Origin of the sequence: Shewanella loihica PV-4 (assembly GCF_000016065.1) — a bacterium.
Classification (GTDB): domain Bacteria; phylum Pseudomonadota; class Gammaproteobacteria; order Enterobacterales; family Shewanellaceae; genus Shewanella; species Shewanella loihica.
In genome coordinates this window covers 2,296,812-2,322,563 of the sequence record NC_009092.1, presented here as the reverse complement: position 1 = coordinate 2,322,563, position 25,752 = coordinate 2,296,812, and the positions used below count along the sequence as shown (strand labels likewise).

The following is a 25,752-nucleotide window of genomic DNA, read 5'->3' as shown; positions in this document are numbered from 1 at the left end:
TAAATCAGTCCTCTTAAATCAGTCGCCTTGAACCAATTAACTTATACAACAATCTTAGGCAATGGGCTCAAGCATTGGACTTAGACAATGGGCTTAGCTATCGCACTGAGCCGAGCGCCTTTAGCACTCTCTGAGTCATATCTTGGCTAAAGCCATTGCGCTTATGATGCTGAGGCTGCCAGCCAGCAAGAAAGCGCTCAAAGTCGGCCCAGGCGAAGGGAAGTAGGTCACTCCACTCCGCTACCAAAGCCTCAATTTGCTCAGCCGCCCAACGACCAGAAAGCTGCTGTTTAAGGGACTTAAAATAGTGGCTACAGGCAGCGTCATAAATAGTCACCAACTGAGCCTCATCCAGGCAGCTGCCCAGCAGATAGATAAAGTCTTTTACGCCAATGCCGGCACCGACATATTGAAAATCTACCGCCGCCACACCGTTAACGCCTAAGCTTTCAACCTCTTTGTGAAAGCAGAAGTTGGCGACCTTAGCATCGCCATGTACTAAGGTTTGAAACCTGGCTTGATTAAGCCTAGCGTCGATCGCCTCTGTGGCATTTTTCAAAGGCGAATCTGTCATAACTTCAAGCTCATCGGGCCGGGTTGCCAGGTGCCAGTAGGTGCCGATTGGCCAAAGGCCATCGTAGGAAGCATCATCCAGCGCATCTTCTTTCGGAAAAGCTTCATAGGCAAACATTGCATGAAAACGGGCCAGCCATTCTATGCAGGCGTAAAGCTCGGCCTGGGTCAGGTTGATGCGGCGCTGATCGAACCCCTGAGCGTCAAGATCGCTCATGACGAGCAACATCTCTTGGGTCTCAGTATCTTGATCTGCCGCTAGAAGTTGGGGGAGGTTAAGCACTTCCTGGCAACGGCGAGCGAAGTCACGATACCAATTGAGCTCTACCTGATAAGAGCGCATCTTGCGTTGATGAGAGACTTCTGTGTCCCATTGGTGGGGATGACAGCTCTGTGTTGGCGGCGCGATATGCTTAACGATGACAGTTTGCGAAGCAGGCCTGTTAATTAAATCATCACGGGAGCTGTCATACGGTCCTTCAGGCAGGTAATGCACCATAAAGCGGGCTATCTCGCCATAGCCACTCCAAAGGGTCTGCAGTTTACCCAGCTTTATGACTTTTTCGCATGAGAGTGTTTCGCAAAGCAGTTGCTCAATATTCAAGATAGAGGATTCCTAGCTAGTCACTGACAGGGCATGCTGACATGACATAGGTTGTCATCAATTTGTCCCTATTGTCGCAGACAATAAAAACCGAGGAAAGGCGGCTTGTCGACTTGCAGGTTTAGCCCTTTGCATATCCAGCGGTTATAGATGTGCAAAGATGGGTAAAACAGGCAAAACATCGAACATTAGGTTATGATTCTTGTTGTTAACTATTGATGATGTAAGGAGTTGTTATGACAAAGCATGTGGTGATCACAGGGGCAAATCGCGGGATAGGCTTAGGCTTTGTCAGGCATTATCTGGCTAAAGGCGATAGAGTGAGTGCCTGTTGCAGGCAGCCCGCTCAGGCAAGTGCCTTGATCCAACTAGCGGAGATCCATGCCAATCTTAACATTATTCAGCTGGATGTTACCGATGATGTCTCGGTGCACGCCTTACCCCAGCATTTAAATGACGCGGCCATCGATATCTTGATCAATAACGCTGGCTACTATGGCCCTAAGGGGATAGGTTTCGGTCAGCTTAGGGCGGCAGAGTGGCAGAAGGTGCTTGCGGTTAATACCATAGCCCCCATCATGGTGACCCAGATCTGCTATCCCATGTTGCAAAAGGCGACTAATGCCAAGGTGATCTGTATCTCTTCAAAGATGGGGAGCATGGCGGATAACCAGAGTGGCGGCAGCTATCTCTATCGCTCATCAAAGGCGGGACTCAACGCGGCGCTTAAGAGCCTGGCTATCGACTTAAGTAGCGAGGAGATCTACTGCCTAGCGTTTCATCCTGGTTGGGTACAGACAGACATGGGCGGGCCCAACGCGCTGATCACAGTAAATGAGGCTGTAGATCAGATGGCTAGATGTATCGAAAACCTGGACGCAACTCAGTCCGGACAGTTTTTAAACTTCGATGGCCAGCAGATCCCTTGGTAGCGGTTAAGGCAATTGTTGACTGGCTTGGGCGCTATGGGTAACGGCCTTTTATTAACGGCCTATGGCTAACACCCAAGCGAACTATTTGGCCGGAAAGGCTGGTGAAATACATTTTCTTACCGTAAAGCGATAACGGTATTTTGCCGTATTGTCTGGCACCACCTCGAGAATTTCATAGTCGTTGAGCTCGACCACGTTGGCATTCTCACTCTTTTCACAACGAGAGCGGCTATCGGCCTCGAGACGGTAGGCAAACTCGGCGATTAACTCGCGGATCTCACCCTGATAGGCGTGACGTAGCGAGGCGTATTCTTTCGCTAACGATGCCTCGCTCTCTGCTTGGCGAGTTTGTTGATCATCTGTCTTTTCTTGGGCAGTTTCGGCGTTTGATAACGCCTCATCCTTCTCTGACACTTCAGCGCTGGGTTGCGCCTTCATTTCTAAATTGGCGGCTACCTCATCTGTGTTTGCGGTTAGCTGCTTGTCTTGACCTTTGTTCGACTCTCCCTTTACCGATTCCTCAATGGTCTTTAAATCGTTTAGCGCCGATTCCACTCTCTCCTCCACATCACCGATTAGCAAGATCAAATGGTAGAGCAAGACCAAGGAGAGGACGAATCTGACCATCAAAGTGGTGAAACGGTAATGACTGTTGCCGGTAAGGGAAAATAGCTTGATACCAACGGGTTTTAACATCAGGGCTATCATGAGATAGAAAGGCATCAACAGCTGGACAAACAATAGTCCGATGGCGCTAATGCCCAGGATCCAGGCGGGCAGAAGCAGCAAGATGGCAAAGTTATGGGTGTAGTTAAAATGCGTTGCCGGTACGCCCACTACCTCGTTAACAATGGCACCAGCCATTGCCAGGGCATAGTTGGCCACGATAGCATAGAAGAGTAGCAATACCGCCTTACCGGCGAGCGAATGCCAGACACGCTCAAACAGAGGCCAAAACTCCAGGGCGAGGGCAATTGTGGTAATGATGGCCACTAAGCCTAAATGCTCGCTCATCAGCAGCAGCGCAGCCAGCAGGTAGAGCCTTTGTGGCAGAGTGAGACGTTGCCACAGGTTCTTAAGGCCCTGGTTGAATCTTTGTGGTATCGAAGTGATCCGGTTGAGTTTGTCTTCCAGCGCAGGTTTTGAGAAATCTGTATTCACCCAATGACTCCATTATGATTTGGGATTGTTCAAGAAATATGCGCTTAATCGCATCCTTACTTCATTTAAGGGTTTTTATGTTACCTTGAGGTTAATTTAAGGTAAACAGACGAGTGAGGCGATGAGTAGCCAAGTAGAGATAAGACCCTTAGCACAGGAAGATTTTGAGCGAGTCATCGCCTTAGGCAATCTGGTGCATGGCGATGGCTATCTCGATGAGCAGATGCTTAGCGAGATGCAGCATAAGGCATTAAAATCTGGCCTCAATGCAAACTTTGTTGCCTACTTAGAGGGCGAATTAGTCGGATTTCGGCTTACCTACGCACCGGGCAATTGGACGCTGGATCGCTGGTGCTCGCCAGCGCTTTGGCCTGTTGCACCCGAACATTGCTGTTATTTTAAATGTAATACGGTCGCCGAAGAGGCTAGGGGACTCGGCATAGGTAAAGCCCTGCTTGAAAGCTCGATTGAAACCTGTAAGGCCCAGGGCGCCTTGGCTGGCGTTAGCCATCTCTGGAAACAGAGCCCAGATAATTCAGCCGTGGGCTACTTTACTAAGGCTGGAGGCAAGCTCATCAAGGAACATCCTGAGCGCTGGAACAATAACCCAGATCATCCAGACTATGTCTGCGTGCTGTGTGGCAGCGAATGTCATTGCGTCGCCTGCGAGATGATCCTGACTTTCTAGGTTAGGGAATTAACCAGCCATAACCTTATACGTCATCACTTTCTATAAGTCCTAAACATTATGTCCTACGATCCTTTACTCAATGACTTTCCCGATGGTCAGCCCTGGCCAGACTCATACTGGGCGACGACCGTCTCTCGTCCTGCACGCTTGCCAGCTCTCAGCGGCCGGATGCAAACCGATGTTGCCATCGTCGGTGGAGGCTTTACTGGTTTGCTGACTGCCTATTACCTTGCCAGCGAGTTTAATATTGAGGCCAGGGTGTTAGAGGCAAATCAGATAGGCTTTGGCGCCAGCGGCCGCAATGCCGGTTTCGTACTCAAAGGCTCTGGACGCATGGGTTATAGTCAGATGGCCAAGAAGTGGGGCATGGAGACCACCAAAGGGATCTATGGTGAGTTCACGAGCGCGGTGCGCCGCGTCGAGCAGTTGATTGAACAGCATGAGATTGCCTGCGATGCTCAGCCCAAGGGCTATCTGAAGATAGCGCACAACGCCAAGGCCTATAGCACATTAAAGGGAGCGGCCGACTTCATCGCCGAACATCTTGGCGACGACGCCCAGTTTCTCACACCCAGTGAGCTTAAAGAGAGCTACATGGATAACCATCAAGCCTATGGCGCGCTGCGCCTTAACGATGGTTTCGGTGTAAACCCCCTAAAACTCTGCTTGGGCTATAAGCGCGTGGTGCAATCCCTTGGCGTACACCTGCATGAAGAGAGCTGTGTGCGAGAGTGGTTAAAGGAGGGACCTCACCACAGACTCATAACCGATAAGGGAGAACTGATCGCTAAGCAGGTTGTCAGTGCCGGTAACGCCTATACGCCTAAACGTTTTAATCAAGCGGTTGATAATCGCTACCTGCCCATACTGAGCAACATCATAGTAACGGCACCTCTCACTGATGCGCAGCTTGAGGCGACAGGCCTTAAGACGCATCAGGTGGTGATGGATACCCGTAGGCTCAAGTACTACTATCGCCTGCTTAGCGACAATCGCTTACTGTTTGGTGGCCGCGGCGCAATAAGCGGCGCCGATGCCGGCGATCCCCGTTATGGCGAGCGTTTAAAGAGTGCTATGGCAGATTGCTTCCCGGCGCTTGCCGAAGTAACAGTTGATCATAACTGGACCGGATGGATCGCTGCCGCCTTAGATGATATGCCCCACGTCTTTAGTCAGGGAAATATGGGTTATAGCCTGGGCTATTGCGGCTCAGGTGTTGCATTTTCTGCTCAGGCCGCCTATCGCCTGGCACAGCATATTGCCGGCGAGCGCTTGCCTGAGCTGCCGCTTTATCAATCACCACTGCCTAAGTTTCACTTCGCGCGACTGCGACGCTTAGGACAAAGTGCCTATTATCAATATGCTTGGCTCAGGGACAGGTACAGTTAGGGCCGATTTTTTGATACCATAGCTCAACCACACGCAAAGCCGATGAGATGTTCTATAATTTTCTACTGTCGTTTTTTTAAACAGGTTAGAACTCATCGATAAAGGTTACCCGCTATGAAACATGTTGTAGATAAGATGCTCGATAAACATCAGAAACTGGTGCATTCAGAGGGCGTGAAAATTTTATCCCATACCCAGAGAGAGATTGATGAATGGGTACAGCATACGGTAACCATAGAAGGTTGTGACGCCCCCTTTAAGTTTCGCCGTACCAAAAAGTACCGCAGCCTACAGGGACACAAGGTAAATATGACCTATTACCCCGAGACTGAAACCGTTGCTGGCTTCGATTTCGAAGTGATGAAAGTGGTGCGTATCAAACGTTTCTAACTTGATGCCAAGTGCGTGCAAAGTGCTTAGTGGAATTCGAGACGATAGCGCGCGATAGACGGCCAGGTTCGGCGGATTTAGTTTAAGATTTGGCGCCTGAACTGATTTAAAAGCTGATTAATCCATTTCGGGTAAGCCGCTGTTCAGTTTGTGGCCAATATAATAGTGAAACGAAATAAGTGTTAGGCTTAAGAGGTTCACTATGCAAGCAAATGCCACCCCAAGACTCCAAGCACAGCTTAAATATATTCCAGCGGCGAAGGCCGGTGCACTTCACGCTGCCAATAGCCGAGCCTATTTTATCAAGCGTCTTATTCAGAGCGATTGCCAGCGGGTCACAGATTGCCTGGCGGAGCATTACTTCTTACCCGGCGCTATCAGTGTTAAACAGCTCCTTTCCTATAAGAGTCGATTACTCGAACTCTATCGCTATGTGCTGTCGGCTGATCTTAGCAATGCAGAGACAGACATTTTCCTTGGGTATCTTTCGCAGGGGATAGCGAGCCTGGACGATGCCATGGCGCGCACTGTGTAAGACGATTAAAATCACACTAAGCCATACGATAAAACAGAAAAATAAGTTGAAAGACGGATACAAAAAAGGAGCCATTTAGGCTCCTTTTTTATGAATGTAACTCAAATAAAACTTTGCTTACTTAGCAGTCATCAGCGCGACTGCGTTGTCTAGCATACGGTTACTGAAGCCCCATTCGTTGTCGTACCACGCCATCACTTTAACCAGACGACCATTTACACGGGTCTGTGTCGCATCGAAGTTAGATGAGAATGGGTTGTGGTTGAAGTCGATAGAAACCAATGGCTCTTTGTTTACCGACAGCACTTCACTCATAGGTGCAACACTTGCAGCCTTCTCGATGATGGCGTTGATCTCTTCAACTGTGGTGTCGCGCGCGGCAACGAAAGAGAGATCCACCAGAGATACGTTTACTGTAGGTACACGTACTGCCATACCGTCGAACTTCCCAGCCAGCTCAGGTACCACTAGACCAACGGCTGCAGCAGCACCAGTCTTAGTTGGGATCATAGACATAGCGGCGGCACGAGCGCGGCGTAGGTCTGTGTGATAAACGTCAGATAGACGCTGGTCGTTAGTGTAAGCGTGGATAGTGGTCATCAGACCCGATTCGATACCAATCTCGTCGTTCAGCGGCTTAGCGAAAGGCGCCAGACAGTTGGTGGTACAAGAAGCGTTAGAGATCACAGTCATGTCAGAGGTGATCACATCGTTGTTTACGCCGTAAACAACAGTCGCGTCAACGTTCTTACCCGGTGCAGAGATGATCACTTTCTTCGCGCCAGCGTTTAGGTGTGGCTGAACCGCTTCTTTAGAAGTGAAGATACCGGTACATTCGAACACAACATCGACTTCAAGCTCGGCCCAAGGCAGTTTAGCTGGGTCACGTTCAGAGAAAGTTTTGATCTTGTCTTCGTTGACGTAGATAGCTTCGTCGTCGTGCTCAACTTTGGCGTTGAAGCGACCGTGTACAGAGTCGTACTTAGTCAGGTGAGCGTTGATTGAAGCATCACCCAGGTCGTTGATGGCAACGATTTGGATGGGGTACTGCTTTTCGCTTTCATAAAGTGCGCGAAGTACGTTTCTACCGATACGGCCATAGCCGTTAATTGCTACGCGGATAGTCATCTCATATCCCTCAGGTAAATGTATAAAAATATCTGGTAGTAAAATTACCAAATTGACAGCTATCGTCAAGCAATATCGGGTTTTATTGGCTAGTTAGCTTAACAAATTTGCTGTTTTCTTTACAAAGATCAGATTTTTTACAAAAACCGAGCCGATTTCTGTAAAAAAAATACTAGTGGCAAACATTTTGCCAGCAAGGAGAATGGCTCAATTAAGACGAGGTATTTAACTGAGCGCGGATCTCACTAGAAGCGTAGTCACCGTTTTTCAGATGTTCCACTAAGGTATCGGCTTGTTCATCTAAAAAATGCGCCAGTTGCTGGTTGCCATTGATTAAGGCGTTCATTTTGGCATCGGATGCCGTGTTGCGCGTCATCAATACGTTGGCTTTTGAGAAGAGATAGGTTTTTTCCAGATCGTTTTGCTGGTGGTAAATGCTGGCAAGGCCTAATAGCCAGTCGGGATTAAAGCTGTCCGGATCGGCACTGTCTAACAGCTGCAGATAGAGCGCCTTGGCCTTATCGAGATCCGACTTCTGGTAATAAGAGGCGAGACTGGCAAGGATCTCGAGATCTTTTATGCTGCCTGCCTGTTGTGCCTTTATTACGCGAGACAGGGCTGCCTGGTCATTAAGGCGGATCCAGTGATAGTAAGAGAGATAGAGATCCGGGTTGTCCTTGGTCGTCTCTCTCAGTTGCGCCAAGTTCTGGGCGCTGATGCCGAAGGCTCGCACCCTATCGTTGGTGCGCTCTGGGTGCATGATGTGCTGCACGCCAGCGGCCAGTTCGATGCATTTACTGTAGTTTTCCAGATTGATCAGATGCTGATAAATCTGCTTGCCGGTGGGCGAGGGGGTGTTTTTAAGGGTGTAACGCTTCTGGATCAGGTCGGCTCGCTCATATCGACACCAGCTATCACGATGTAAATCGTCGCAAAGCTCAGGATTATTTTTACAAATCGTGGCGGTATTAGCAGCATTATCACAGCCAAACAGGCTGAAAAGCGCCAAAAGAGACATAATTGGTGTAATGATTACAAAATTTAATCTCAAAAGCGCGTCTCCTTAGGATTTTATCTAATAAAATTACACGGTTAGAGAAAATATCTTACTAGATCGCTGGCTCACTTTTCATTACAATGGCGCCGACCAATAACAGGATTGACGTCCGATAATAATAGAGTATTGGTCTTTTCTTTTTGTTACTCAATCATTTCTACAATAAATGTAGTAAAAGTGAGATAAAGGATCTGTAAATGACCGCTGATAAACACCTACAAAGCTGGCAAGAACGTTTCGAAATGGCGGAGGCGATGCAGCCTCTACTTGGTAAGTTATATCGTAACCAAGGTGTAGAAGTCGTTCTATACGGTAAGCCACTTCTTAATGCTTCCACTATCGAGATCATTAAGTCACACCGTTTAGTGCGTCGTCATGTGGGTGACAAACTCAGATTACGCGAAAGTTTCCCGTTTGTTGAGGCACTTAGCAAACTAGCTGTGAAGCAATGTAAAGTTGATATCGGTAAATTAGCGGTTAACTACTGGCGCGAACATAAGGATGCGAGCCAGATCGAAGCCTACATGTCACAAGAGTTGGCTTCGGCAATCGATCATGAAGACAACCAAGAAGCACGCGATGTAGTGCTATACGGTTTCGGCCGTATCGGTCGTCTGCTTGCGCGTCTACTGATCGAAAGAACGGGTGTGAGCAACAAGCTGCGTCTTCGCGCTATCGTTCTGCGCGGCGGTCGTAAGGGCGATCTCGAGAAGCGCGCCAGCCTGCTGCGTCGTGACTCGGTACACGGTCCATTCAACGGCTCAGTTGAAGTCGATGAAGAGAACAACGCTATTATCGCCAACGGCACCTATATTCAGGTGATCTACGCCAACTCTCCAGATGAAGTCGATTACACTCGTTATGGCATCAACAATGCGCTGGTGGTCGATAACACAGGTATCTGGAAAGATGAAGACGGTCTGGGACTACACCTAAGATGTAACGGCGCCTCTAAGGTGCTGCTGACTGCACCGGCCAAAGGCGCAATTAAGAACATCGTTTACGGCGTTAACGAAAACGATATCCTAGATGAAGACACTATCGTCTCGGCGGCAAGTTGTACGACTAACGCTATCACGCCAGTACTGAAGGCGGTCAACGACAAGTATGGCATCGTCAACGGCCACGTTGAAACGATTCACTCATACACTAACGATCAAAACCTGATCGATAACTACCACAAAGCCGATCGTCGTGGTCGCAGCGCACCGCTGAACATGGTGATCACCGAAACAGGTGCGGCCAAGGCTGTTGCCAAGGCACTGCCAGTGCTTGCTGGTAAGCTAACCGGTAATGCGATTCGCGTGCCTACACCAAACGTGTCTATGGCGATCATTAGCCTGAACCTGAATGGTGAAACCAGCAAAGAAGACATGAATGAGTACCTACGTAACGTAGCGCTATGTTCTGAGCTGCAAAACCAGGTTGACTTCACCGAGTCTACAGAGATTGTCTCTTCTGATCTGGTTGGTTCTCGCTACGCGGGTGTTGTCGACTCACAGGCGACCATTGCCGAGGGTAACCGCGCCATTCTTTATGTTTGGTACGATAACGAGTTCGGTTATAGCTGCCAGGTTGTTGGCGTAATGCAGAAGATGCTTGGTCTAAACTACCAGTCTCTACCTGCTGCTTAATCTTAACCGCTAGATAAATCTAAGCGCCTCGGTAAGTACCGGGGCGTTTTTTTATCTATAAGAAGTTGAATATGCTTAACAAAGAGTCACAAAGGTGATTAATGCAGCAGTTGATGCAACAAACCTTGTTTAAGCCATAAATAGACGTTGACACTTTTAGGTAAATCGGTAGAATTCCTTTCCGCAGTCAGGGGAAAGCTCGATAGGGCACTTGGCTGGCAAGCGTTTCAGATGCGACATTAGCTCAGTTGGTAGAGCGATACCTTGCCAAGGTATAGGTCATCGGTTCGAACCCGATATGTCGCTCCAAATTTACGGTGACACCGTAAACCGCTTCAGATAAAGGCGCGATGGCAGAATGGCTATGCTGCGGATTGCAAATCCGTCGATCTCGGTTCGACTCCGGGTCGCGCCTCCACTTTTCGTTTTAACGTAAATCACGATAAAACACACTAGGCCCGAGTGGTGGAATCGGTAGACACAAGGGATTTAAAATCCCTCGCTGGTAACAGCGTGACGGTTCAAGTCCGTCCTCGGGTACCATCATAATCAAAAGAATATGATTAAATAGAGCCTCGCTAACAAGTGGGGCTTTGTTGTATTTAGGCAATCTCTTTCTTACCTAACCTTAGAGTTAACGCTTCATTTAATGTTAGCACTGCAACCCAGTTCTTATCTTGAGCAAATTTAGGTGTGTAAATCTACTCCTCTGAACAAAGCTAATGTGAGCGAGATCTCATCTTAAGGGATCTGCTAAATTTTGCTAAGATCGCTGGATAATCTCTAAAAGAATTACGCTTTAATCCTTTAAAAATCAGGAAAGCTAGGGCGGCACAAGAAAAATATTGATATAGAAAAATATCCGCTTTGAAGGGCGTTCAGACAGTGGTATAACTAGCCCCGAACCCCTTCTTATATCGACGTTTAGGAACACCACCATGATATTTAACCAGGTTGTACTGGCCCCCGCAGATCCCATTTTAGGTCTTACCGATGCTTTTAAGGCCGATCCTCGCGCAGATAAGGTTAATTTAGGTGTTGGCATCTATAAAGATGAATCTGGCCAGACGCCGATCCTCAAGTCAGTTAAGTTAGCCGAGCAAAAATTGCTGGAAACTGAAACCAGCAAGAGTTATCTGGGTATCGATGGTGTGATCGCTTATAACCAAGCGGTACAAGGTTTGTTGTTTGGCACTGATCACGCCGTGATGAGTGAGAAGCGCGCGGTAACGGCGCAGGCGCCGGGCGGAACAGGTTCGCTGAGAATGGCAGCCGAGTTCGTGGTGCGTAATACCGCTTCTCGCACCGTTTGGGTAAGCAATCTAACTTGGGCAAACCACAACAACATTTTCCAGTCTGCCGGTCTAACCGTTAAGCAATATGGTTATTATGATGCGGCCAGTCACGACATCGATTTCGATGCCATGCTTACCAGCCTGGAGCAAGCCAACAGCGGCGATCTACTCCTGCTGCATGGCTGCTGCCACAACCCAACGGGTATCGACCTTAACATCTGTCAGTGGGAAGTGATTGCCCAGCTTTGTGTCGACAAAGGCCTGATCCCCTTGTTTGACTTTGCCTATCAAGGTTTCGGTGCCGGCGTTGAAGAAGACGCTCAGGGTTTGCGTTTGGTCGCCAGCAAGGTGCCTGAACTCTTGGTGGCTAACTCATTTTCGAAAAACTTTGGTCTCTACAACGAGCGTATTGGCGCCGTGACCTTAGTCGCCGAAGATGAAGAGACGGCCAAGCGTGCCTTTAGCCAGATCAAGAGCACCATTCGCAGCAGTTATTCAAATCCACCGGCACATGGTGCATTGATTGTGGCGACCATTCTCGGTGATGCCGAACTGCGCAAGTTATGGGAAGAAGAGCTGACACAGATGCGTGAACGTATCGCAGAGATGCGCGTACTGTTCGTCAAGACATTATCTGAGCAGGGCGTCGAGCAAGATTTCAGTTTTATCTCGGCGCAAAACGGCATGTTTAGCTTCTCTGGTCTTAATAAGGATCAGGTGGCACGCCTGAAAGAAGAGTTTGGCGTCTATATCGTAGGTTCGGGCCGCATCAGTGTTGCCGGCATGACCCGTGCTAACATGGATACCATCTGCCGCGCTATCGCACAGGTACTGTAAGCTTTATAATAGGTAAAACACGACTAACAAAGACGCCACGCTAGCAATAACGTGGCGTTTTTTTATGCCAGTGCATCGAGCGCTTGCGGCTCAACGATGAGAGACAGAGCGTCTGCCAGCGCCGCTCTGTCGTGGAGCGCCTGATGATGGCGACTACGTAGCGGGTAATGGGTGACTATGCCTGTGGTGAGATATCTGTCACCGTGACAAAGGACATGATCGACAGCCTTATTGCCCATCACCTGTTTAAACCAGCCAAGGCGTTTCTCCAGGCTGAAGTTTGCCGCGGCCGAGGGCTCCTGGGTGAGGTTATCAATCAGAATTACTTTCGCTTTAGAGGCATGTAGCGCCTCAGCTAGCTTAGGCAGCAGGAGTGGCGGCATTATGCTGGTCAAAAAGCTTCCAGGGCCTAAGATGATGAGATCGGCTTGACGAACCGCCTCACAGGCCTCAAGGGTGGCGCCCACCATAGGTTCCAGCGATAGGGCGATAGGGTCTTCACACTTCTGGTCTACCTCGACTTCGCCGAAGATACGATTACCACATGACTGAATGGCGACCAGATGGGTAGGCTGCTCCGACATGGGGATCACCTTGGTCTCAATGTTGAGCAGCTTGCGGATCAGATTGACCGCATCTAACGGCCGCACACAGAGGTCGTCTAGCGCCATCAGCACCAGGTTCCCCAGATTGTGATTAGCAAGTTCACTATTACCACCGAATCGATATTCAAACAGCAGTGAGCCGACGGAAGGGCGGCTGGCAAGTTGAGACAGACAGTTACGCAGATCGCCCCAGGCGATGCAGTCTTGCTGCTGGCGTAGTCGTCCGGTAGAACCACCGTTATCTGTGGTCGCCACTATACCCGTCAGTTTAGGGCCGAGAAATGAGAGAGAGGATAAGACTCGGCCCAGTCCGTGGCCTCCGCCGATGGCGACGACATGTTGATATTGATTGATGGCACAATCGCGCATTTCGGGTATTTCCTTCCTGAATCCCCATTTACCTGCCGGTCATTATAACCAATTCCCCCCCTAGGTATAGCGGTTTTGTTCATCGCGCAGATGACATATAATGCCGCCCATGAACTCATAATAAGAGCGAAGCATTTGAGAACAGGTCACATCAACAAGTTGATACTATCCCTCGGGATTGTTGCGCTGGCGGTATTGGCGGTAAAGCTATTCTTGATTGAGCGCAAAACCGAGCCAGACCAAGCGCCGGGGACGATTTTGAAAAACCGAAGTCAGTTTAGTGCCATCCCAGATTTTCAGGCGATCGGCGATGTCGGTATGAAAAAGCAGGCCTTCTTCGATTTCCTGCGCCCGGCCATCAGGCATCACAATGCGGTGATTAGCGATGAGCGCAAGTTTCTGGAGCAATCTCGCACCCACCTAGCAAACCAGCAGCCCCTGTCCGAGGCCGAAGACTATCGTATCTTGCAGCTCGCGAGCAAATACCAGTATTCGATGCGCACAGCTACCCTGGAGTCTCTTGATGAGCTACTGACGCGGGTCGATACGATTCCCGAAGACTTAGTACTCATTCAGGCAGCTAACGAGACGGGTTGGGGCAGTAGCCGTTTTGCCAGAGAAGGGATGAACTTCTTCGGCCAATGGTGCTTTAAGAAGGGCTGTGGTCTGGTGCCGCAATCACGAAGCGAAGGGCTAAGCCATGAAGTGGCCGTGTTTAAGAGCGTCGAAGACTCCGTGGGCTCCTATATGCGTAACCTCAACTCAAATGCGGCTTATTCGCTGCTGCGCGCCATTCGCGCCGATCTAAGAGCGCAGAATCAGCCGGTTAGCGCCGAGAAGTTGGTGTACGGCCTAATGAATTACTCAGAGCGTCAAGAAGCTTATGTTGAAGAGCTGCTTGATATGCTACGTCATAACAATCAATTTTTGGTGGAAAATCATGAACAAAGGCCTGCTGTGTAGTTGCCTTCTTCTTGCAACGAGTGTTGTTCAGGCAACGCCCATCTCTCTCGACTATCAAGGCTTCTATCAAAGAATGAAGCAGATGAACAAAGGCAACTATTCGCTTATCGATATCGCCTTTTCTGTCCCTAAGGCGAATGGCTGTGTTATCGAGAGTGGCTCAATCACCACGGAGAAACGCTATTATCCGTTGACGATATCCAACGACCAACGCCTCTATATTCCATTCGATGAGACCCTAAAGTCCGAGCGTGCTCTGATCAATCTGCAGATGAAAAATGATGCCACCCGTTGCGGTGTCGCCATGCAGATCCGCGCCAAATCACCATCGCGAGACTATAGCCAGGCAGCACTTAGCGAGCTGGCAATTCAGATGGATGAGTTGCTCAAGCAGATGCAGGGCTTTCCGATGAAATATTTCGCCGAGGATATTGTCGGGGTCAGCTTTGAGTTTGCGGGTAAGGCGCAGGTGACGATCGATGGTAAAGCGCAGCAGGTTGACGGCATCTATCGCTTAGCAAGTGATGAAATAAGTGCGCTAACTAAGATAAGTTTTAGTGAAACGCCTAAGGTGGTCAGCCCTTGGGTGAAAAGCTCCTAGTGTCAGCGCGTCATTGATGGCGAAGCTGAATAATAAAAATGCCCTCAACTGAGGGCGTTTTTATATCTGAGATAAGCGCCTACGGCGTATAGGTGCTCACCACATCAATTTTGAGCAGGTCACTGCTGCGCTTGGCTGCATCGAGATCGATATGACCGCTGTTGGCAAGGTCTAAGAAATCGAATGCCGGCAGGTCCGACTCAGCAACATCACCTTTCATCGGTGCATCGGGATCTTGCTTCAAAGAGACGAAATCAAACTGGTCTCGGTCGACGCCCTGTGACGGGCTGGTATTTTGCATCGCGGTGAAGATAGTTTCGATACGGCCGGGGAACTGCTTATCCCAGCTCTTGAGCATCTCTTTTACCGCCGCACGCTTAAGGTTTTCCTGTGAGCCACATAGGTTACAAGGGATGATAGGAAACGCCTTTAATTCTGCATATTCGGCGATATCTTTTTCTCGACTGTAAGCGAGGGGACGGATCACTACGTTGGCGCCATCATCAGACAGCAGCTTAGGTGGCATCGCCTTGAGCTTGCCGGCGTAGAACATGTTGAGGAACATGGTTTCTATGATGTCGTCTCTGTGATGACCCAGGGCGATCTTAGTAGCGCCAATCTTCTGGGCAAAACCGTATAAGGTGCCGCGGCGCAGACGACTGCAGAGCGAGCAGGTGGTCTTGCCTTCTGGGATCTTATCTTTAACGATAGAGTAGGTGTCCTTCTCGAGGATATGGTAAGGCACCTTTAGGCTATCTAAGTAAGCCGGCAGAATATCTTCTGGGAAACCTGGCTGCTTCTGATCCAGGTTAACGGCTACCAGATTAAAGTTAACCGGCGCTCTCTGCAGCAGATTGACCAGGATATCGAGCATGGCATAACTGTCTTTGCCGCCGGAAAGACAGCACATGACGGTGTCGCCCTCTTCAATCATGTTGTAATCGGCGATGGCACTACCGACTTCGCGCCTAAGGCGCTTTTGTAGCTTGTTTAGCCGAGTTATCTGTTTCTTTGAGAGGGTTTCTTCAGACATAATAAAAAACGCGCCTAGTATCGTAAAATTCTGGGCGCGTAGTATAGCTTAAAAAATGGGGCTAAAGAAGATGGCCTAAGGCGATCATTCCTCTTCTAACGGTGACTTATAGCCGTCGGGCTTAATCGCCAACAGGTCGCAGTTGATGCTATCGATCACATGCTCGGCGGTGTTACCGATAAGCGCCGCCGAGAAGCCGGTTCGACCCACGGTACCTAAGATCACCAGCTCGGCATCCAGTTGCTCGGCAAGCTCAGGGATCACATCCTCCGGCAGACCTTCCTTGATGTGGCAAAAGTCACTGGAGATACCATAGTTGCTGGCAAGGTAACAGACACGCTGCTCATGCTGCATGCGAATGGTTTCGCTATAGGTGTGCGCGTCAAAGTCAGGCAACTCAATAGCCAGGTTAACTGGGGTACCAGGATAACCATTCACCAGATGTACCTGAGCATCGAATTTCTTGGCCAGATCCAGGGCATGCTCGATGATCTTACCGTTAAGGGTTTGATGATCGTCATCTTCCGAGGCCACGTTGATGGCGCACAGGATCTTACCGGCCACCGGCCAGTCATGTTCTTTCACCAAGAGCACAGGCACCGGCGCCTTACGCATCAGGTGCCAGTCGGTAGGGGTAAAGATCACCGACTTAAGCTTATCGTGTTCGTGTGTGCCTTTAACGATCAGATCATAGCTACCTTCGATGGCGTGTAAGATAATGCTCTCGAAGGGACGATTGTGCCAAATCACTTCGCTGTCGATGGCAACGCCGCTATCTTTGTAACCGCCGAGGATATCGTCCAGCCAGGCTCTGCGCTGGGCAATCACGCCTTGGCGCATGGCTTCTCGTTCATGACCCGACAGGATAGAGGTCATCTCGTAGGAAAAATCGAAAATAGAGAGAAAAACGGTGATTGACGCTTGGTTTTTAGAGGCTAGTTCGACGGCTCTGGCGAGGGCAGATTGCTTGTCGCTTGTTGGATCCACTACAACAAGGATCTTATGATAGTCCTTCATAGATTCTTCCTTTATCTGAGGTGGTACTTAAATAATGAGCGATATAGGGCAAATTGCCTTGTTTTAGATCAAATTTGCCCAGAAAATCGGCTAATTAGCGGCCTATCTTGTTGTTACCGGCTAACTTGTTGAGCGAGTCAAAATCGACGATGGTAATGTACTTTCCTTTTACCTCGATCAATTCTGCTTTTTGGAAGCGTCCCAGGAGACGGCTGATGGTTTCAACGGTCAAACCAAGGTAATTACCAATATCACCACGTGTCATGGTGAGACGGAACTCTTTGGGCGAGAAACCGCGGCTGCCGAACCGGCTAGCTAGATTACTGATAAATGCCGCTAGACGCTCCTCGGCGTTCTTCTTACTAAGTAGCAAGATCATCTCTTGATCGCTTTGGATCTCGTTGCTCATCAGACGCATGATCTGCTGTCTGAGCTTAGGCATGGTGCCTGAGAGTTCGTCTAAGGTATCGAAAGGAATTTCACATACCATAGAGGTCTCTAGTGCCTGGGCAAAACTCTGGTGGATCTGAGAGTGAATGCCATCGAAACCTATCACGTCACCGGCTAGGTGAAAGCCAGTGATCTGCTCATCACCCTGTTCGGTAATGGTGTAGCTCTTGATGGTACCCGAGCGAATCGCATAGAGAGATTTTAACGAGTCGCCAGACTTAAATATTTGCTCGCCTTTTTGTATCGGTTTCTTACGTTCAATAATGTCATCAAGCTGATCTAGCTCATTGTTATTCAACGTGAAAGGGATACACAAAGTACCCATGCTGCAGTCATGACAATGAATGGCGCATCCGGGTACAGCCGAACGACGACTTTTAATATTATCTGTCATAATCTCTCTCGAATTTCACAATTAGGCTTATGTTAAACTAATTTAATAGTCACAGCTAGCCTAGCTGCGCAAATGCAATATACAAAGTGTGTATGCCAAAGCTTACTAAGATTAAGCCACTGATAAGCCTTACTTTTCGTGCCTGTACTAGCTGGGCAAAATAGCGTGCGGCGATGCCGACACTGACCAGCGCCGGCAGGGTGCCCAGGCCAAAGGCCGCCATGATCATCGCCCCTTGCTGCGCCGAGTTTGCCGCGACCGCCCAGGTAAGTGTGCTATAGACCAAGCCACAGGGCAGCCAGCCCCATAGCAGACCTGCCGTAAAGGCTTGTTTTAAATCTGTTATCGGTAACCACTTATTCGCAATAGGACCGATGAAGCGCCACAATAATTTCCCTACGCGCTCAATCTGCACCACCCCAGACCAGATCTGCGCGATATAGAGTCCGGTAACTATCATCATCACACCGGCAAATACACGCATGCCAATCAGGTAAGCATCGATACTGAAGAGGGTACTGAGCAGGCTGGCCGAGCCGCCAACTAGCGCGCCTGCCAGGGTATAGCTGAGAATGCGGCCCAGGTTATAACTCAAGATAAACTGCAGCTGACCGAGCAGAATATTATCGCTGGCCTTTCTTGGGAGCTGCTGGGAGAAGGCGCCCACCAGGCCACCACACATGCCTATGCAATGGCCAGCACCCATCAGGCCGACGAGGAAGGCGCCGGTAATGCTAAAGTCGATCAACGCGGCGTCGACTCATCGCTGGAATCACTTGGCTTCTGTTTGATGTCGTCATCGAACAGGATAGACACGCTCTGTCTGTCGAGATCGTCAAATTGTTCAGATTTAACCGCCCAGAAGAAGATGCCTACGGCAACGAGCACGAACAGCATGGCGATAGGGATCAAGACATAGATAATACTCATAAACGAACCTTTAGTAGTCTGAGGCTATTGGCGACAACAATTAATGAGCTGGCCGACATACCTATGGCAGCAATGTAGGGTAACACGTGTCCAGTTACCGCCAAAGGAATGATAAGCAGGTTATAGCCAAGCGCCCAGATCAGGTTTTGTCTGATGATCTGCTCGGTCATCTTGGCGATGCGAACCGCCTGAGGAAAGCGGGATAGCTGATCGCCGAGCAGGATAAGATCGGCGCTGTTTTTGGCGATGTCCGCGCCGCTGCCCATGGCCACCGACAGATTGGCACCTGCCAGAACTGGCGCATCGTTTACACCATCGCCGAACATGACAACCTGCTTGCCCTCATCTTTTAGCTGATTGATAAGTTTAAGTTTATCTTGGGGCTTGAGACCTTTGTGCAAGTTTTCTATGCCCACTTCTTTGGCAACTTGCTCTACGTGTTCACTGGTGTCACCACTGGCGATACAGGTAGCAAAGCCCATCTCCTTGAGGGTTACCAGAGTTGCCTTAGCATCTTCTCGCACCGTATCGCTCAAGGTAAAGCCGGCGAGTAGCGCGTCGTTATCGGCAAGATAGACGCTGCATTGGCCGTCGATAGCGGTAAGACTTGTGTTTTGGCGAATAAAATCCGCGCTGCCGAGGAAATAGCGGGTGCCATTGACCTTAGCCTGCACGCCCGCACCTGCTACATACTGACTCTCATCCAAGCGATAGCCAGTCTGGTAGTAAGGCGCAAACGCTTTAGCGATGGGATGAATCGAATGCGACTCCATGGCGGCGGCGATGGCCAGCACATCGAGAGAGGCATCTTGGTTAAAACGCTGAGTAAATTTCTTAGTCTCGCGCAGAGTGAGGCTGCCGCAGGTGAGAGTGCCCGTCTTATCAAACACCACCTGATCGACTTTGGGTAGTTTCTCAAACACACCCGAGCGGCGAGCAACCACCCCAAGCCTGGTAAAGAGGCCGGTAGCGCAGGTCACCGCAGTCGGTGTCGCCAATGCCAGCGCGCAGGGGCAGGTAGCGACCAAGACGGAAAGCGTGACCCAAAAGGCATCATCCGGCCAATAGTGCTTCCATACCAGATAGGTGAGGGCGGCAACCACTAAGATGGTCCAGGTGAAATAGTTGGAGATAGTATCGACGTAGAGCGCCACCTTTGGCTTGTTGTTCGATGCCGCCTCTTGCAGGCGAATGATTTCGGCGACCAATTGGTCTTGCCCGGTCGCGGTGACTTGCACCTTTATCGGGTGATCCACGTTGATGGTGCCCGCATACACCTGGCTGGTGATATTCTTGGTCACCGGCATCTGCTCGCCAGTAAGCATGGCCTCATTGACGCTGCTCATCCCCTCGATGATATCGCCATCGGCGGCGATCACCTCACCGGGCTTAACCATAATGAGGTCACCAACCTTGAGACGCTTAGCGGGGACTTCGGTCTGGATGCCATCTTTATCGAGCAAGTTGGCGGTGAGCGGGATCAATTTGTGCAGGTTATTGGAGCTAATCGAGGCCTTCTGCCGCGCATTTTGCTCGAAATAGCGTCCCAGCAGCAGGAAGAAGGTAAACATGCTGACGGATTCGAAATAGACTTCGCCCTGGCCAGATACCGTAGCGATACAGCTGGCGATATAGGCGCCGCAGATGGCGATGGACACAGACACGTCCATGTTGAGCCGGCCGGATAACATGGCGCGCACGGCGCTAAAATAGAAGGGCTGCGCCGAATAGAAGACCACGGGCGCGGCGAAGATCATGCTGACCCAGCGAAAATAGTCCCTGAACTCCACGTCGAGATCGGTAAAGTAATCAGAGTAGAGCGCCAGGGCAAACATCATCACCTGCATGGTCGCAAAGCCTGCCAGGCCGAGTCTGAGCAGGAACTTACGACTGTTCTTCTTGCTCTGTATCTCTTCGTCATCCACCTGATAGGGAGCGGCTTGATAGCCGATACGGCTGATCTGTGCCAGGATCTCTGACAGTTTGAGTTTTTCCGGATTCCAGCTGACCTGAGCCCGCTCTGTGGTGGTGTTGACTGCTATCTTGTTGATGCCGTCGAGATGCTGAAGCTTATGTTCGATCAACCAGGCGCAGGCCGCGCAGGTAATGCCATCTATGGTTAGAGAGGTGCTGGCACTCTGTTTGTCTTTATGCACGTCTTGATGCACAAAGTCCTGCTGCACCTCTTTAAGATCGAAGGCGGAAAAGGCGTTAAGGGCTTCGGGCACCAGCGCCGTCTGCTTGCTGCCGGGCTCGGTGCGATACTTATAATAGTTGGTCAGTCCCGCCTCTATGATGGCGGCAGATACCGCCTGGCATCCGGGGCAACACATGGGCTGAGGGACATTGTCGATAAGGGTCTCGAATTGGCGGCCGGTGGTTACCGGCTCGCCGCAATGAAAGCAGTTTAACGCATCCATACAAGATTAATTTAACCAGTATTGTTGATTATCTTTTAGCTCGAGACGTTTTTGGATGCGCCATGTGCCATCAAACCCTTCCAGTCTGACTTCCCAGCTGCCCTGAAGCGGCGAGTTGAGCGCGATATGGTAAACCTGATTACCGTCGGCGGTGGCAACCTCGGCGAAATCTTTCTCTTGTAGCGTTGGATGATAGAAGGATACGTTGAGCGCAGCCGTATAGGGCTCACCGCCATGCTGGGTGAGGGTGAGTTCATCTTGGGTTAGATGCAACTCAAACTGCAAGCCAAGTTGCTTGGCGTGTTTAATCTTACGCAGGTCCATGTTAATGGCCTTGCCGTCTTTGTAATAGTCTTCCGATACTAAGGAGTCTTTATTTTCGACTGCGAGCAACATCAAATTCACACTGGCAAATACGGCACACAGCGGCAAAATAATCAGAAACCAAGGCCAAAACTGTTTATACCAAGCTTGTGGTTTATTCATGGATACTACCTGTTATTTTTGTTGGCCATATCTTACCGTTAAAAGGCAGTGATAGCACTTAAAAAAAAGGCCTCGATCTGTTTCGAGGCCTTGGTGTTACTTATATGTAATTACTTGTTTGACAAGCTATAAACATAGGCAGCGATGACGTGAACTTTCTCTTCGCCCAAGACATCTTTCCAAGCAGGCATTACACCAGAACGACCGTTCTTAATGCTCTCTTGGATCACACCACGACTACCGCCGTACAACCAAGTGTTGTCGGTGAGGTTAGGTGCACCCATGAACTTGTTACCAGTACCGTCCATACCATGACAGGCGAAACAACCTTTCATGAATGATGCCTGACCTTGTGCGGCCAAGGCTTCATCGTGGTCGCGACCAGACAGTTTAACGACGTATTCAGCCAGGCCTTTCAGCTCGCTGTCTTCGATAGGTAGACCGCCTTTTGGTGGCATCATGCCGTTGCGACCGTTCATGATAGTGGTCTTGATGGTGGCAAGATCGCCGCCATATAGCCAGTCACCGTCAGTCAGGTTAGGGAAGCCCTTGCTACCGCGTGCGTCACTACCGTGGCACTGAGCACAGTTTTGCAGGAACAGACGACCACCCACTTTTAGGGCTTCTTCGTTCTTCACTAGCTCTTCGAGCGGTGTAGCTAGGTAAGCCGCGAAGATCGGGCTGTACTTAGCATTGGCTTTCTCAACCTCTTGGTCATACTGAACCCAGCGATGTTCATTTGCAGCCAGTTCAACGGCAGCGGCAGAATCTTCCTTGATACCTTTTTCAGTACCAATGCTTTGGTTCGAGCTTGACCAGCCTAGGAAACCTTTATAGTTACCAAGACCTGGGTAGGCTGCCAGATAGACCACACCGAAGATGATGGTGATGTAGAACATATAACTCCACCACTTAGGCAGTGGGTTATTGATCTCTTCAATGCCATCAAAGCTGTGACCCATTGATTTGCCTTCTTCAACACCTGTGGTGTTTTTAGAGACAACAAACAGTAGGATGAAACATCCTGCGATTACCACAATTGTGAGTACGGTAATCCAAATACTCCAGAAGCTACTCATCATCACTTATGTTCTCCTGAGTCCTTGTGCTTCTCATCATCTGAGAAAACAAGGTTAGCGGCCTCGTCAAACTGCGCTTTACGGCGACCGCTATAAGCCCATGCAAAAATACCGACAAACGTCACCATGACAACAATGGTAATAATCCCTTGTACTGTGCCGTAATCCATATTTATGCCTCCAATTTATTTCAGTGCGTGACCTAGCGACTGCAGGTATGCAATTAGTGCCTGCATCTCAGTCTTACCTTCAACCGCTTTCTTAGCGTTGTCGATATCATCTTGAGAGTAAGGCACGCCGAAACCACGGAACACTTCCATCTTCTTAGCCGTTAGCTCGCCATCTAGGACGTTCTCGGCCAACCAAGGGAAGGCAGGCATGTTTGATTGTGGTACTACTGCGCGAGGATCAAGTAGGTGAACTTCATGCCACTTGTCGCTGTAACGACCGCCAACACGGGCCAAGTCTGGACCAGTACGCTTAGAACCCCACAGGAATGGGTGATCCCAAACTGATTCACCGGCAACAGAGTAGTGACCGTAACGCTCAGTTTCAGCACGTAGCGGACGAATCATCTGGCTGTGACAACCTACACAACCTTCACGGATGTAGATGTCACGACCTTCGAGCTCAAGTGCTGAGTATGGACGTAGTCCGTTTACTGGCTCAGTAGTGTCTTTTTGGAATAGCAGGGGAGTGATCTGTACCAGGCCACCAATACTGATAGCAATTACGGTAAAGATACCTAGCAGACCGATGTTTTTCTCGACTATCTCATGATTAAATTTCATCAAATCTACTCCTTATGCTTCAGCCAGCGCTGGCAAAGATTCTTTTGGCGCTTTTACTGTCTTAACCACGTTGTATGCCATTAGCAGCATACCAGTGACGAAGAACAGGCCACCTAAGAAGCGAACAAAGTAGAATGGGTATGATGCTTCCAAACCTTCAACGAAGCTGTAGGTTAGGGTGCCGTCAGAGTTAACTGCACGCCACATCAGACCTTGCATAACACCCGAGATCCACATTGAAACGATGTAAAGTACAGTACCGATAGTCGCTAACCAGAAGTGAACGTTAATCAGTTGTGTGCTGTACATACGACCGTGACCGTAGATAGCAGGGATCAGGTGGTATAGCGAACCGATAGATACCATAGCCACCCAGCCAAGTGCGCCTGAGTGAACGTGACCTATGGTCCAGTCGGTGTAGTGAGATAATGCGTTAACTGTCTTAATGGCCATCATTGGACCTTCGAAGGTCGACATACCATAGAAAGACAGAGAAACGATCAAGAAACGTAGAACAGGGTCAGTTCTTAGCTTATGCCAAGCGCCTGACAGGGTCATGATACCGTTGATCATACCGCCCCAAGAAGGTGCGAACAGGATCAGAGACATCACCATACCCAGTGACTGTGTCCAGTCTGGTAGCGCTGTGTAGTGCAGGTGGTGTGGACCCGCCCAGATGTACAGTGCAATTAATGCCCAGAAGTGAACGATAGACAGACGGTAAGAATAAACAGGACGACCTGCTTGCTTAGGTACGAAGTAGTACATCATACCCAGGAAACCGGCGGTCAGTAGGAAGCCAACGGCGTTGTGGCCATACCACCATTGCACCATGGCATCGACGGCGCCAGAGTATAATGAGTATGACTTGAACAGGCTGACAGGTACTGCCATAGAGTTCACGATGTGCAGAACTGCAACCGTGATGATGAAGGCGCCGAAGAACCAGTTTGCCACATAGATGTGTGACGTGGTTCGTTTCACAATTGTGCCAAAGAACACAACGGCATAGGCTACCCACACTATGGTAATAGCGATGTCGATAGGCCATTCAAGTTCAGCGTATTCTTTACTGCTGGTTAGACCAAGCGGCAGAGTAATAACGGCTGAAAGAATAATGGCTTGCCATCCCCAGAAGGTAAATGCAGCTAATTTAGGTGCAAATAGGCGGGTTTGGCAGGTACGCTGGACGATATAATAGGATGTTGCAAATAACGCTGAAGTACCAAACGCGAAAATCACGGCGTTGGTGTGCAGAGGTCTTAGACGACTGTACGTTAGCCATGGAGTTTCGAAGTTAAGTTGTGGCCAGATTAACTGGGCCGCGATCAATACACCTACTGTCATACCGATAATGCCCCACAAAACTGTGGTGAGGGCAAATTGGCGGACAACAGTGTAATTGTAATCAGCGCCTTGAGGCTGGGAATGGTTCATCATATTGCTTCCACTGCTTATTACTTATACTTATTGTTTGAGTAAAGCGGCACTTTACCCGGTAAAATGACATCAAAGGCTTGTTTCCCTACGAAACAAACAAGATTGTGTCAATGTGTCACGCAACATTAACGCAAATTAATGCCGAGTAACGCAATGATACTTGAGCAATATCAAAAAAGATAGGAATTATGCGGCCTAGGATATTGATCCAGATCAAACTACCTGGATAGAATGTAAACACTATGATTCAAAAGGTTAATAATTGTGCTACTGAATCGACAAATCTCCCTAATTACGCTGACTGCAAGCCTATTTTTAATGCCCCTGTTAACGGGCTGCGAAAAAGCGCCAAAAGCCCCTAAACAAGATGTAAAAGCGGCTAACGAAACCGCCTTTGAAATAGACCCGAGTCTGTGCGATTTTCATCAAAAAACCTGCGATAAAAAACTCGGTGAAACGCTTATTTCATTGGCGATTTCACCTGAAGACACCCCTAGCGAAAAGCCGTTAACGGTGACCTTGAGCAGTAGTGAATCACTGGAAAACCTCCAGGTTCGTGTTGAGGGTAGAGATATGTTTATGGGGGTTATCCCACTCATTTTAAGTGAAACTAGCAAAAACACCTATCAAGGAACGCTAATATACGGTTCTTGCAGCAGCAATTATATGGTGTGGCGTCTTATCGCCAGCTTCGAGATAGGCGGTCAATCTAAGACCATTATGTACGACTTTTTGGCCGATAATCCGGCTAAGAATGGCTAAAAGCTGTGCTAATCGACTCAAGCTCAAGCTGCCTTATATGGAACAAAGCCTTTTAGGCAGCTAGCTTCATCTAAGCCATCGTACTCAAAAATTTAAATTCAAATATTTAGTCTCAAATAACTAGGCTTAACTCACTAGCTCAATAAAACCCGCTTACGGCGACCGCTGATTGCTTAAGCTTAATCG

26 protein-coding genes and 3 tRNA genes are annotated in these 25,752 nt (G+C 49.3%); 13 read left to right on the top strand and 16 right to left on the bottom strand.

What is annotated here, in order from left to right:
* Positions 1-97: 97 nt before the first annotated feature.
* On the bottom strand, positions 98-1,177 hold the full coding sequence (locus SHEW_RS10400) for an aminoglycoside phosphotransferase family protein (protein ID WP_011865807.1): 1,080 nt from the start codon (positions 1,175-1,177) through the stop codon (positions 98-100).
* A gap of 236 nt (positions 1,178-1,413) precedes the next feature.
* Here SHEW_RS10400 and SHEW_RS10395 point away from each other — a divergent pair, with 236 nt between their 5' ends.
* Positions 1,414-2,109, top strand: a complete 696-nt coding sequence (locus SHEW_RS10395; protein ID WP_011865806.1) for an SDR family oxidoreductase — start codon at positions 1,414-1,416, stop codon at positions 2,107-2,109.
* 81 nt (positions 2,110-2,190) lie between these two features.
* Here the strand turns inward: SHEW_RS10395 and SHEW_RS10390 are convergent, their stop codons facing one another.
* Entirely contained in the window at positions 2,191-3,270 is a 1,080-nt protein-coding gene (locus SHEW_RS10390) for a hypothetical protein (RefSeq protein WP_011865805.1), read from the bottom strand.
* A 121-nt stretch (positions 3,271-3,391) separates the two neighbouring features.
* Here SHEW_RS10390 and SHEW_RS10385 point away from each other — a divergent pair, with 121 nt between their 5' ends.
* The 4 genes from SHEW_RS10385 (at position 3,392) to SHEW_RS10370 (ending at position 6,275) form a co-directional block, all read left to right on the top strand.
* Positions 3,392-3,958, top strand: a complete 567-nt coding sequence (locus SHEW_RS10385) for a GNAT family N-acetyltransferase (protein ID WP_011865804.1) — start codon at positions 3,392-3,394, stop codon at positions 3,956-3,958.
* Positions 3,959-4,018: 60 nt separating this feature from the next.
* Entirely contained in the window at positions 4,019-5,350 is a 1,332-nt protein-coding gene (locus tag SHEW_RS10380; protein WP_011865803.1) for an NAD(P)/FAD-dependent oxidoreductase, read from the top strand.
* 114 nt (positions 5,351-5,464) lie between these two features.
* Positions 5,465-5,740 carry a hypothetical protein gene (locus SHEW_RS10375; RefSeq protein ID WP_011865802.1) on the top strand — a complete coding sequence of 92 codons (276 nt, stop codon included), beginning with the start codon at positions 5,465-5,467 and terminating at the stop codon, positions 5,738-5,740.
* Between the two features lie 202 nt (positions 5,741-5,942).
* Positions 5,943-6,275, top strand: coding sequence for a hypothetical protein (locus tag SHEW_RS10370; RefSeq protein ID WP_011865801.1), 333 nt, complete (start codon positions 5,943-5,945; stop codon positions 6,273-6,275).
* A gap of 117 nt (positions 6,276-6,392) precedes the next feature.
* On the opposite strand, the gene gap is transcribed toward SHEW_RS10370, so the two are convergent.
* Positions 6,393-7,403 (bottom strand): type I glyceraldehyde-3-phosphate dehydrogenase, encoded by a 1,011-nt coding sequence (gene gap, locus SHEW_RS10365; RefSeq protein ID WP_011865800.1) that lies wholly within the window; start codon positions 7,401-7,403, stop codon positions 6,393-6,395.
* Positions 7,404-7,614: 211 nt separating this feature from the next.
* Positions 7,615-8,421 carry a DUF2989 domain-containing protein gene (locus tag SHEW_RS10360; protein WP_011865799.1) on the bottom strand — a complete coding sequence of 269 codons (807 nt, stop codon included), beginning with the start codon at positions 8,419-8,421 and terminating at the stop codon, positions 7,615-7,617.
* Between the two features lie 236 nt (positions 8,422-8,657).
* On the opposite strand from SHEW_RS10360, the gene SHEW_RS10355 reads away from it, so the two are divergent.
* The 5 genes from SHEW_RS10355 to SHEW_RS10335 all read left to right on the top strand — a co-directional run bounded on the left by SHEW_RS10355 (position 8,658) and on the right by SHEW_RS10335 (position 12,226).
* On the top strand, positions 8,658-10,094 hold the full coding sequence (locus SHEW_RS10355; RefSeq protein ID WP_011865798.1) for a glyceraldehyde-3-phosphate dehydrogenase: 1,437 nt from the start codon (positions 8,658-8,660) through the stop codon (positions 10,092-10,094).
* A gap of 233 nt (positions 10,095-10,327) precedes the next feature.
* Positions 10,328-10,403, top strand: a tRNA-Gly gene (locus tag SHEW_RS10350).
* 35 nt (positions 10,404-10,438) lie between these two features.
* A tRNA-Cys gene (locus SHEW_RS10345) sits at positions 10,439-10,512 on the top strand.
* A gap of 38 nt (positions 10,513-10,550) precedes the next feature.
* Positions 10,551-10,637 (top strand) — tRNA-Leu (locus SHEW_RS10340).
* 395 nt (positions 10,638-11,032) lie between these two features.
* Positions 11,033-12,226 (top strand): amino acid aminotransferase, encoded by a 1,194-nt coding sequence (locus SHEW_RS10335; RefSeq protein WP_011865797.1) that lies wholly within the window; start codon positions 11,033-11,035, stop codon positions 12,224-12,226.
* A 62-nt stretch (positions 12,227-12,288) separates the two neighbouring features.
* On the opposite strand, the gene yvcK is transcribed toward SHEW_RS10335, so the two are convergent.
* Positions 12,289-13,200, bottom strand: coding sequence for a uridine diphosphate-N-acetylglucosamine-binding protein YvcK (gene yvcK, locus SHEW_RS10330; protein WP_011865796.1), 912 nt, complete (start codon positions 13,198-13,200; stop codon positions 12,289-12,291).
* 135 nt (positions 13,201-13,335) lie between these two features.
* On the opposite strand from yvcK, the gene SHEW_RS10325 reads away from it, so the two are divergent.
* Positions 13,336-14,163, top strand: a complete 828-nt coding sequence (locus SHEW_RS10325) for a glucosaminidase domain-containing protein (protein ID WP_041406629.1) — start codon at positions 13,336-13,338, stop codon at positions 14,161-14,163.
* Complete coding sequence (locus tag SHEW_RS10320) at positions 14,141-14,764, top strand: DUF2987 domain-containing protein (RefSeq protein WP_011865794.1); 624 nt, start codon at positions 14,141-14,143, stop codon at positions 14,762-14,764. Before SHEW_RS10325 ends, SHEW_RS10320 begins: the two co-directional genes overlap by 23 nt.
* A 79-nt stretch (positions 14,765-14,843) precedes the next feature.
* On the opposite strand, the gene ttcA is transcribed toward SHEW_RS10320, so the two are convergent.
* The 11 genes from ttcA to ccoN form a co-directional block, all read right to left on the bottom strand.
* Complete coding sequence (ttcA, locus tag SHEW_RS10315; protein ID WP_011865793.1) at positions 14,844-15,797, bottom strand: tRNA 2-thiocytidine(32) synthetase TtcA; 954 nt, start codon at positions 15,795-15,797, stop codon at positions 14,844-14,846.
* A gap of 84 nt (positions 15,798-15,881) precedes the next feature.
* Positions 15,882-16,814 carry a universal stress protein UspE gene (uspE, locus tag SHEW_RS10310; RefSeq protein WP_011865792.1) on the bottom strand — a complete coding sequence of 311 codons (933 nt, stop codon included), beginning with the start codon at positions 16,812-16,814 and terminating at the stop codon, positions 15,882-15,884.
* Between the two features lie 94 nt (positions 16,815-16,908).
* Positions 16,909-17,658, bottom strand: coding sequence for an electron transport transcriptional regulator EtrA (gene etrA / locus SHEW_RS10305; RefSeq protein WP_011865791.1), 750 nt, complete (start codon positions 17,656-17,658; stop codon positions 16,909-16,911).
* Between the two features lie 55 nt (positions 17,659-17,713).
* Positions 17,714-18,406 carry a sulfite exporter TauE/SafE family protein gene (locus SHEW_RS10300; protein ID WP_011865790.1) on the bottom strand — a complete coding sequence of 231 codons (693 nt, stop codon included), beginning with the start codon at positions 18,404-18,406 and terminating at the stop codon, positions 17,714-17,716.
* On the bottom strand, positions 18,403-18,588 hold the full coding sequence (ccoS, locus tag SHEW_RS10295) for a cbb3-type cytochrome oxidase assembly protein CcoS (protein ID WP_011865789.1): 186 nt from the start codon (positions 18,586-18,588) through the stop codon (positions 18,403-18,405). Before ccoS ends, SHEW_RS10300 begins: the two co-directional genes overlap by 4 nt.
* Positions 18,585-21,008, bottom strand: coding sequence for a heavy metal translocating P-type ATPase (locus SHEW_RS10290; RefSeq protein ID WP_011865788.1), 2,424 nt, complete (start codon positions 21,006-21,008; stop codon positions 18,585-18,587). Before SHEW_RS10290 ends, ccoS begins: the two co-directional genes overlap by 4 nt.
* A 6-nt stretch (positions 21,009-21,014) precedes the next feature.
* Complete coding sequence (locus tag SHEW_RS10285) at positions 21,015-21,494, bottom strand: FixH family protein (protein WP_011865787.1); 480 nt, start codon at positions 21,492-21,494, stop codon at positions 21,015-21,017.
* Between the two features lie 110 nt (positions 21,495-21,604).
* Positions 21,605-22,573 (bottom strand): cytochrome-c oxidase, cbb3-type subunit III, encoded by a 969-nt coding sequence (gene ccoP / locus SHEW_RS10280; protein WP_041407157.1) that lies wholly within the window; start codon positions 22,571-22,573, stop codon positions 21,605-21,607.
* Positions 22,574-22,575: 2 nt separating this feature from the next.
* Positions 22,576-22,743 carry a CcoQ/FixQ family Cbb3-type cytochrome c oxidase assembly chaperone gene (locus tag SHEW_RS10275; RefSeq protein ID WP_011865785.1) on the bottom strand — a complete coding sequence of 56 codons (168 nt, stop codon included), beginning with the start codon at positions 22,741-22,743 and terminating at the stop codon, positions 22,576-22,578.
* Positions 22,744-22,758: 15 nt separating this feature from the next.
* The gene (gene ccoO / locus SHEW_RS10270; protein WP_011865784.1) at positions 22,759-23,364 is read right to left on the bottom strand and encodes a cytochrome-c oxidase, cbb3-type subunit II; all 606 of its coding nucleotides are present in this window, start codon (positions 23,362-23,364) and stop codon (positions 22,759-22,761) included.
* A gap of 12 nt (positions 23,365-23,376) precedes the next feature.
* Positions 23,377-24,804 carry a cytochrome-c oxidase, cbb3-type subunit I gene (ccoN, locus tag SHEW_RS10265; protein ID WP_011865783.1) on the bottom strand — a complete coding sequence of 476 codons (1,428 nt, stop codon included), beginning with the start codon at positions 24,802-24,804 and terminating at the stop codon, positions 23,377-23,379.
* 264 nt (positions 24,805-25,068) lie between these two features.
* Between ccoN and SHEW_RS10260 the strand changes: the two genes are divergently transcribed.
* Positions 25,069-25,566 (top strand): hypothetical protein, encoded by a 498-nt coding sequence (locus tag SHEW_RS10260; RefSeq protein WP_011865782.1) that lies wholly within the window; start codon positions 25,069-25,071, stop codon positions 25,564-25,566.
* The last annotated feature ends 186 nt before the right edge of the window (positions 25,567-25,752 follow it).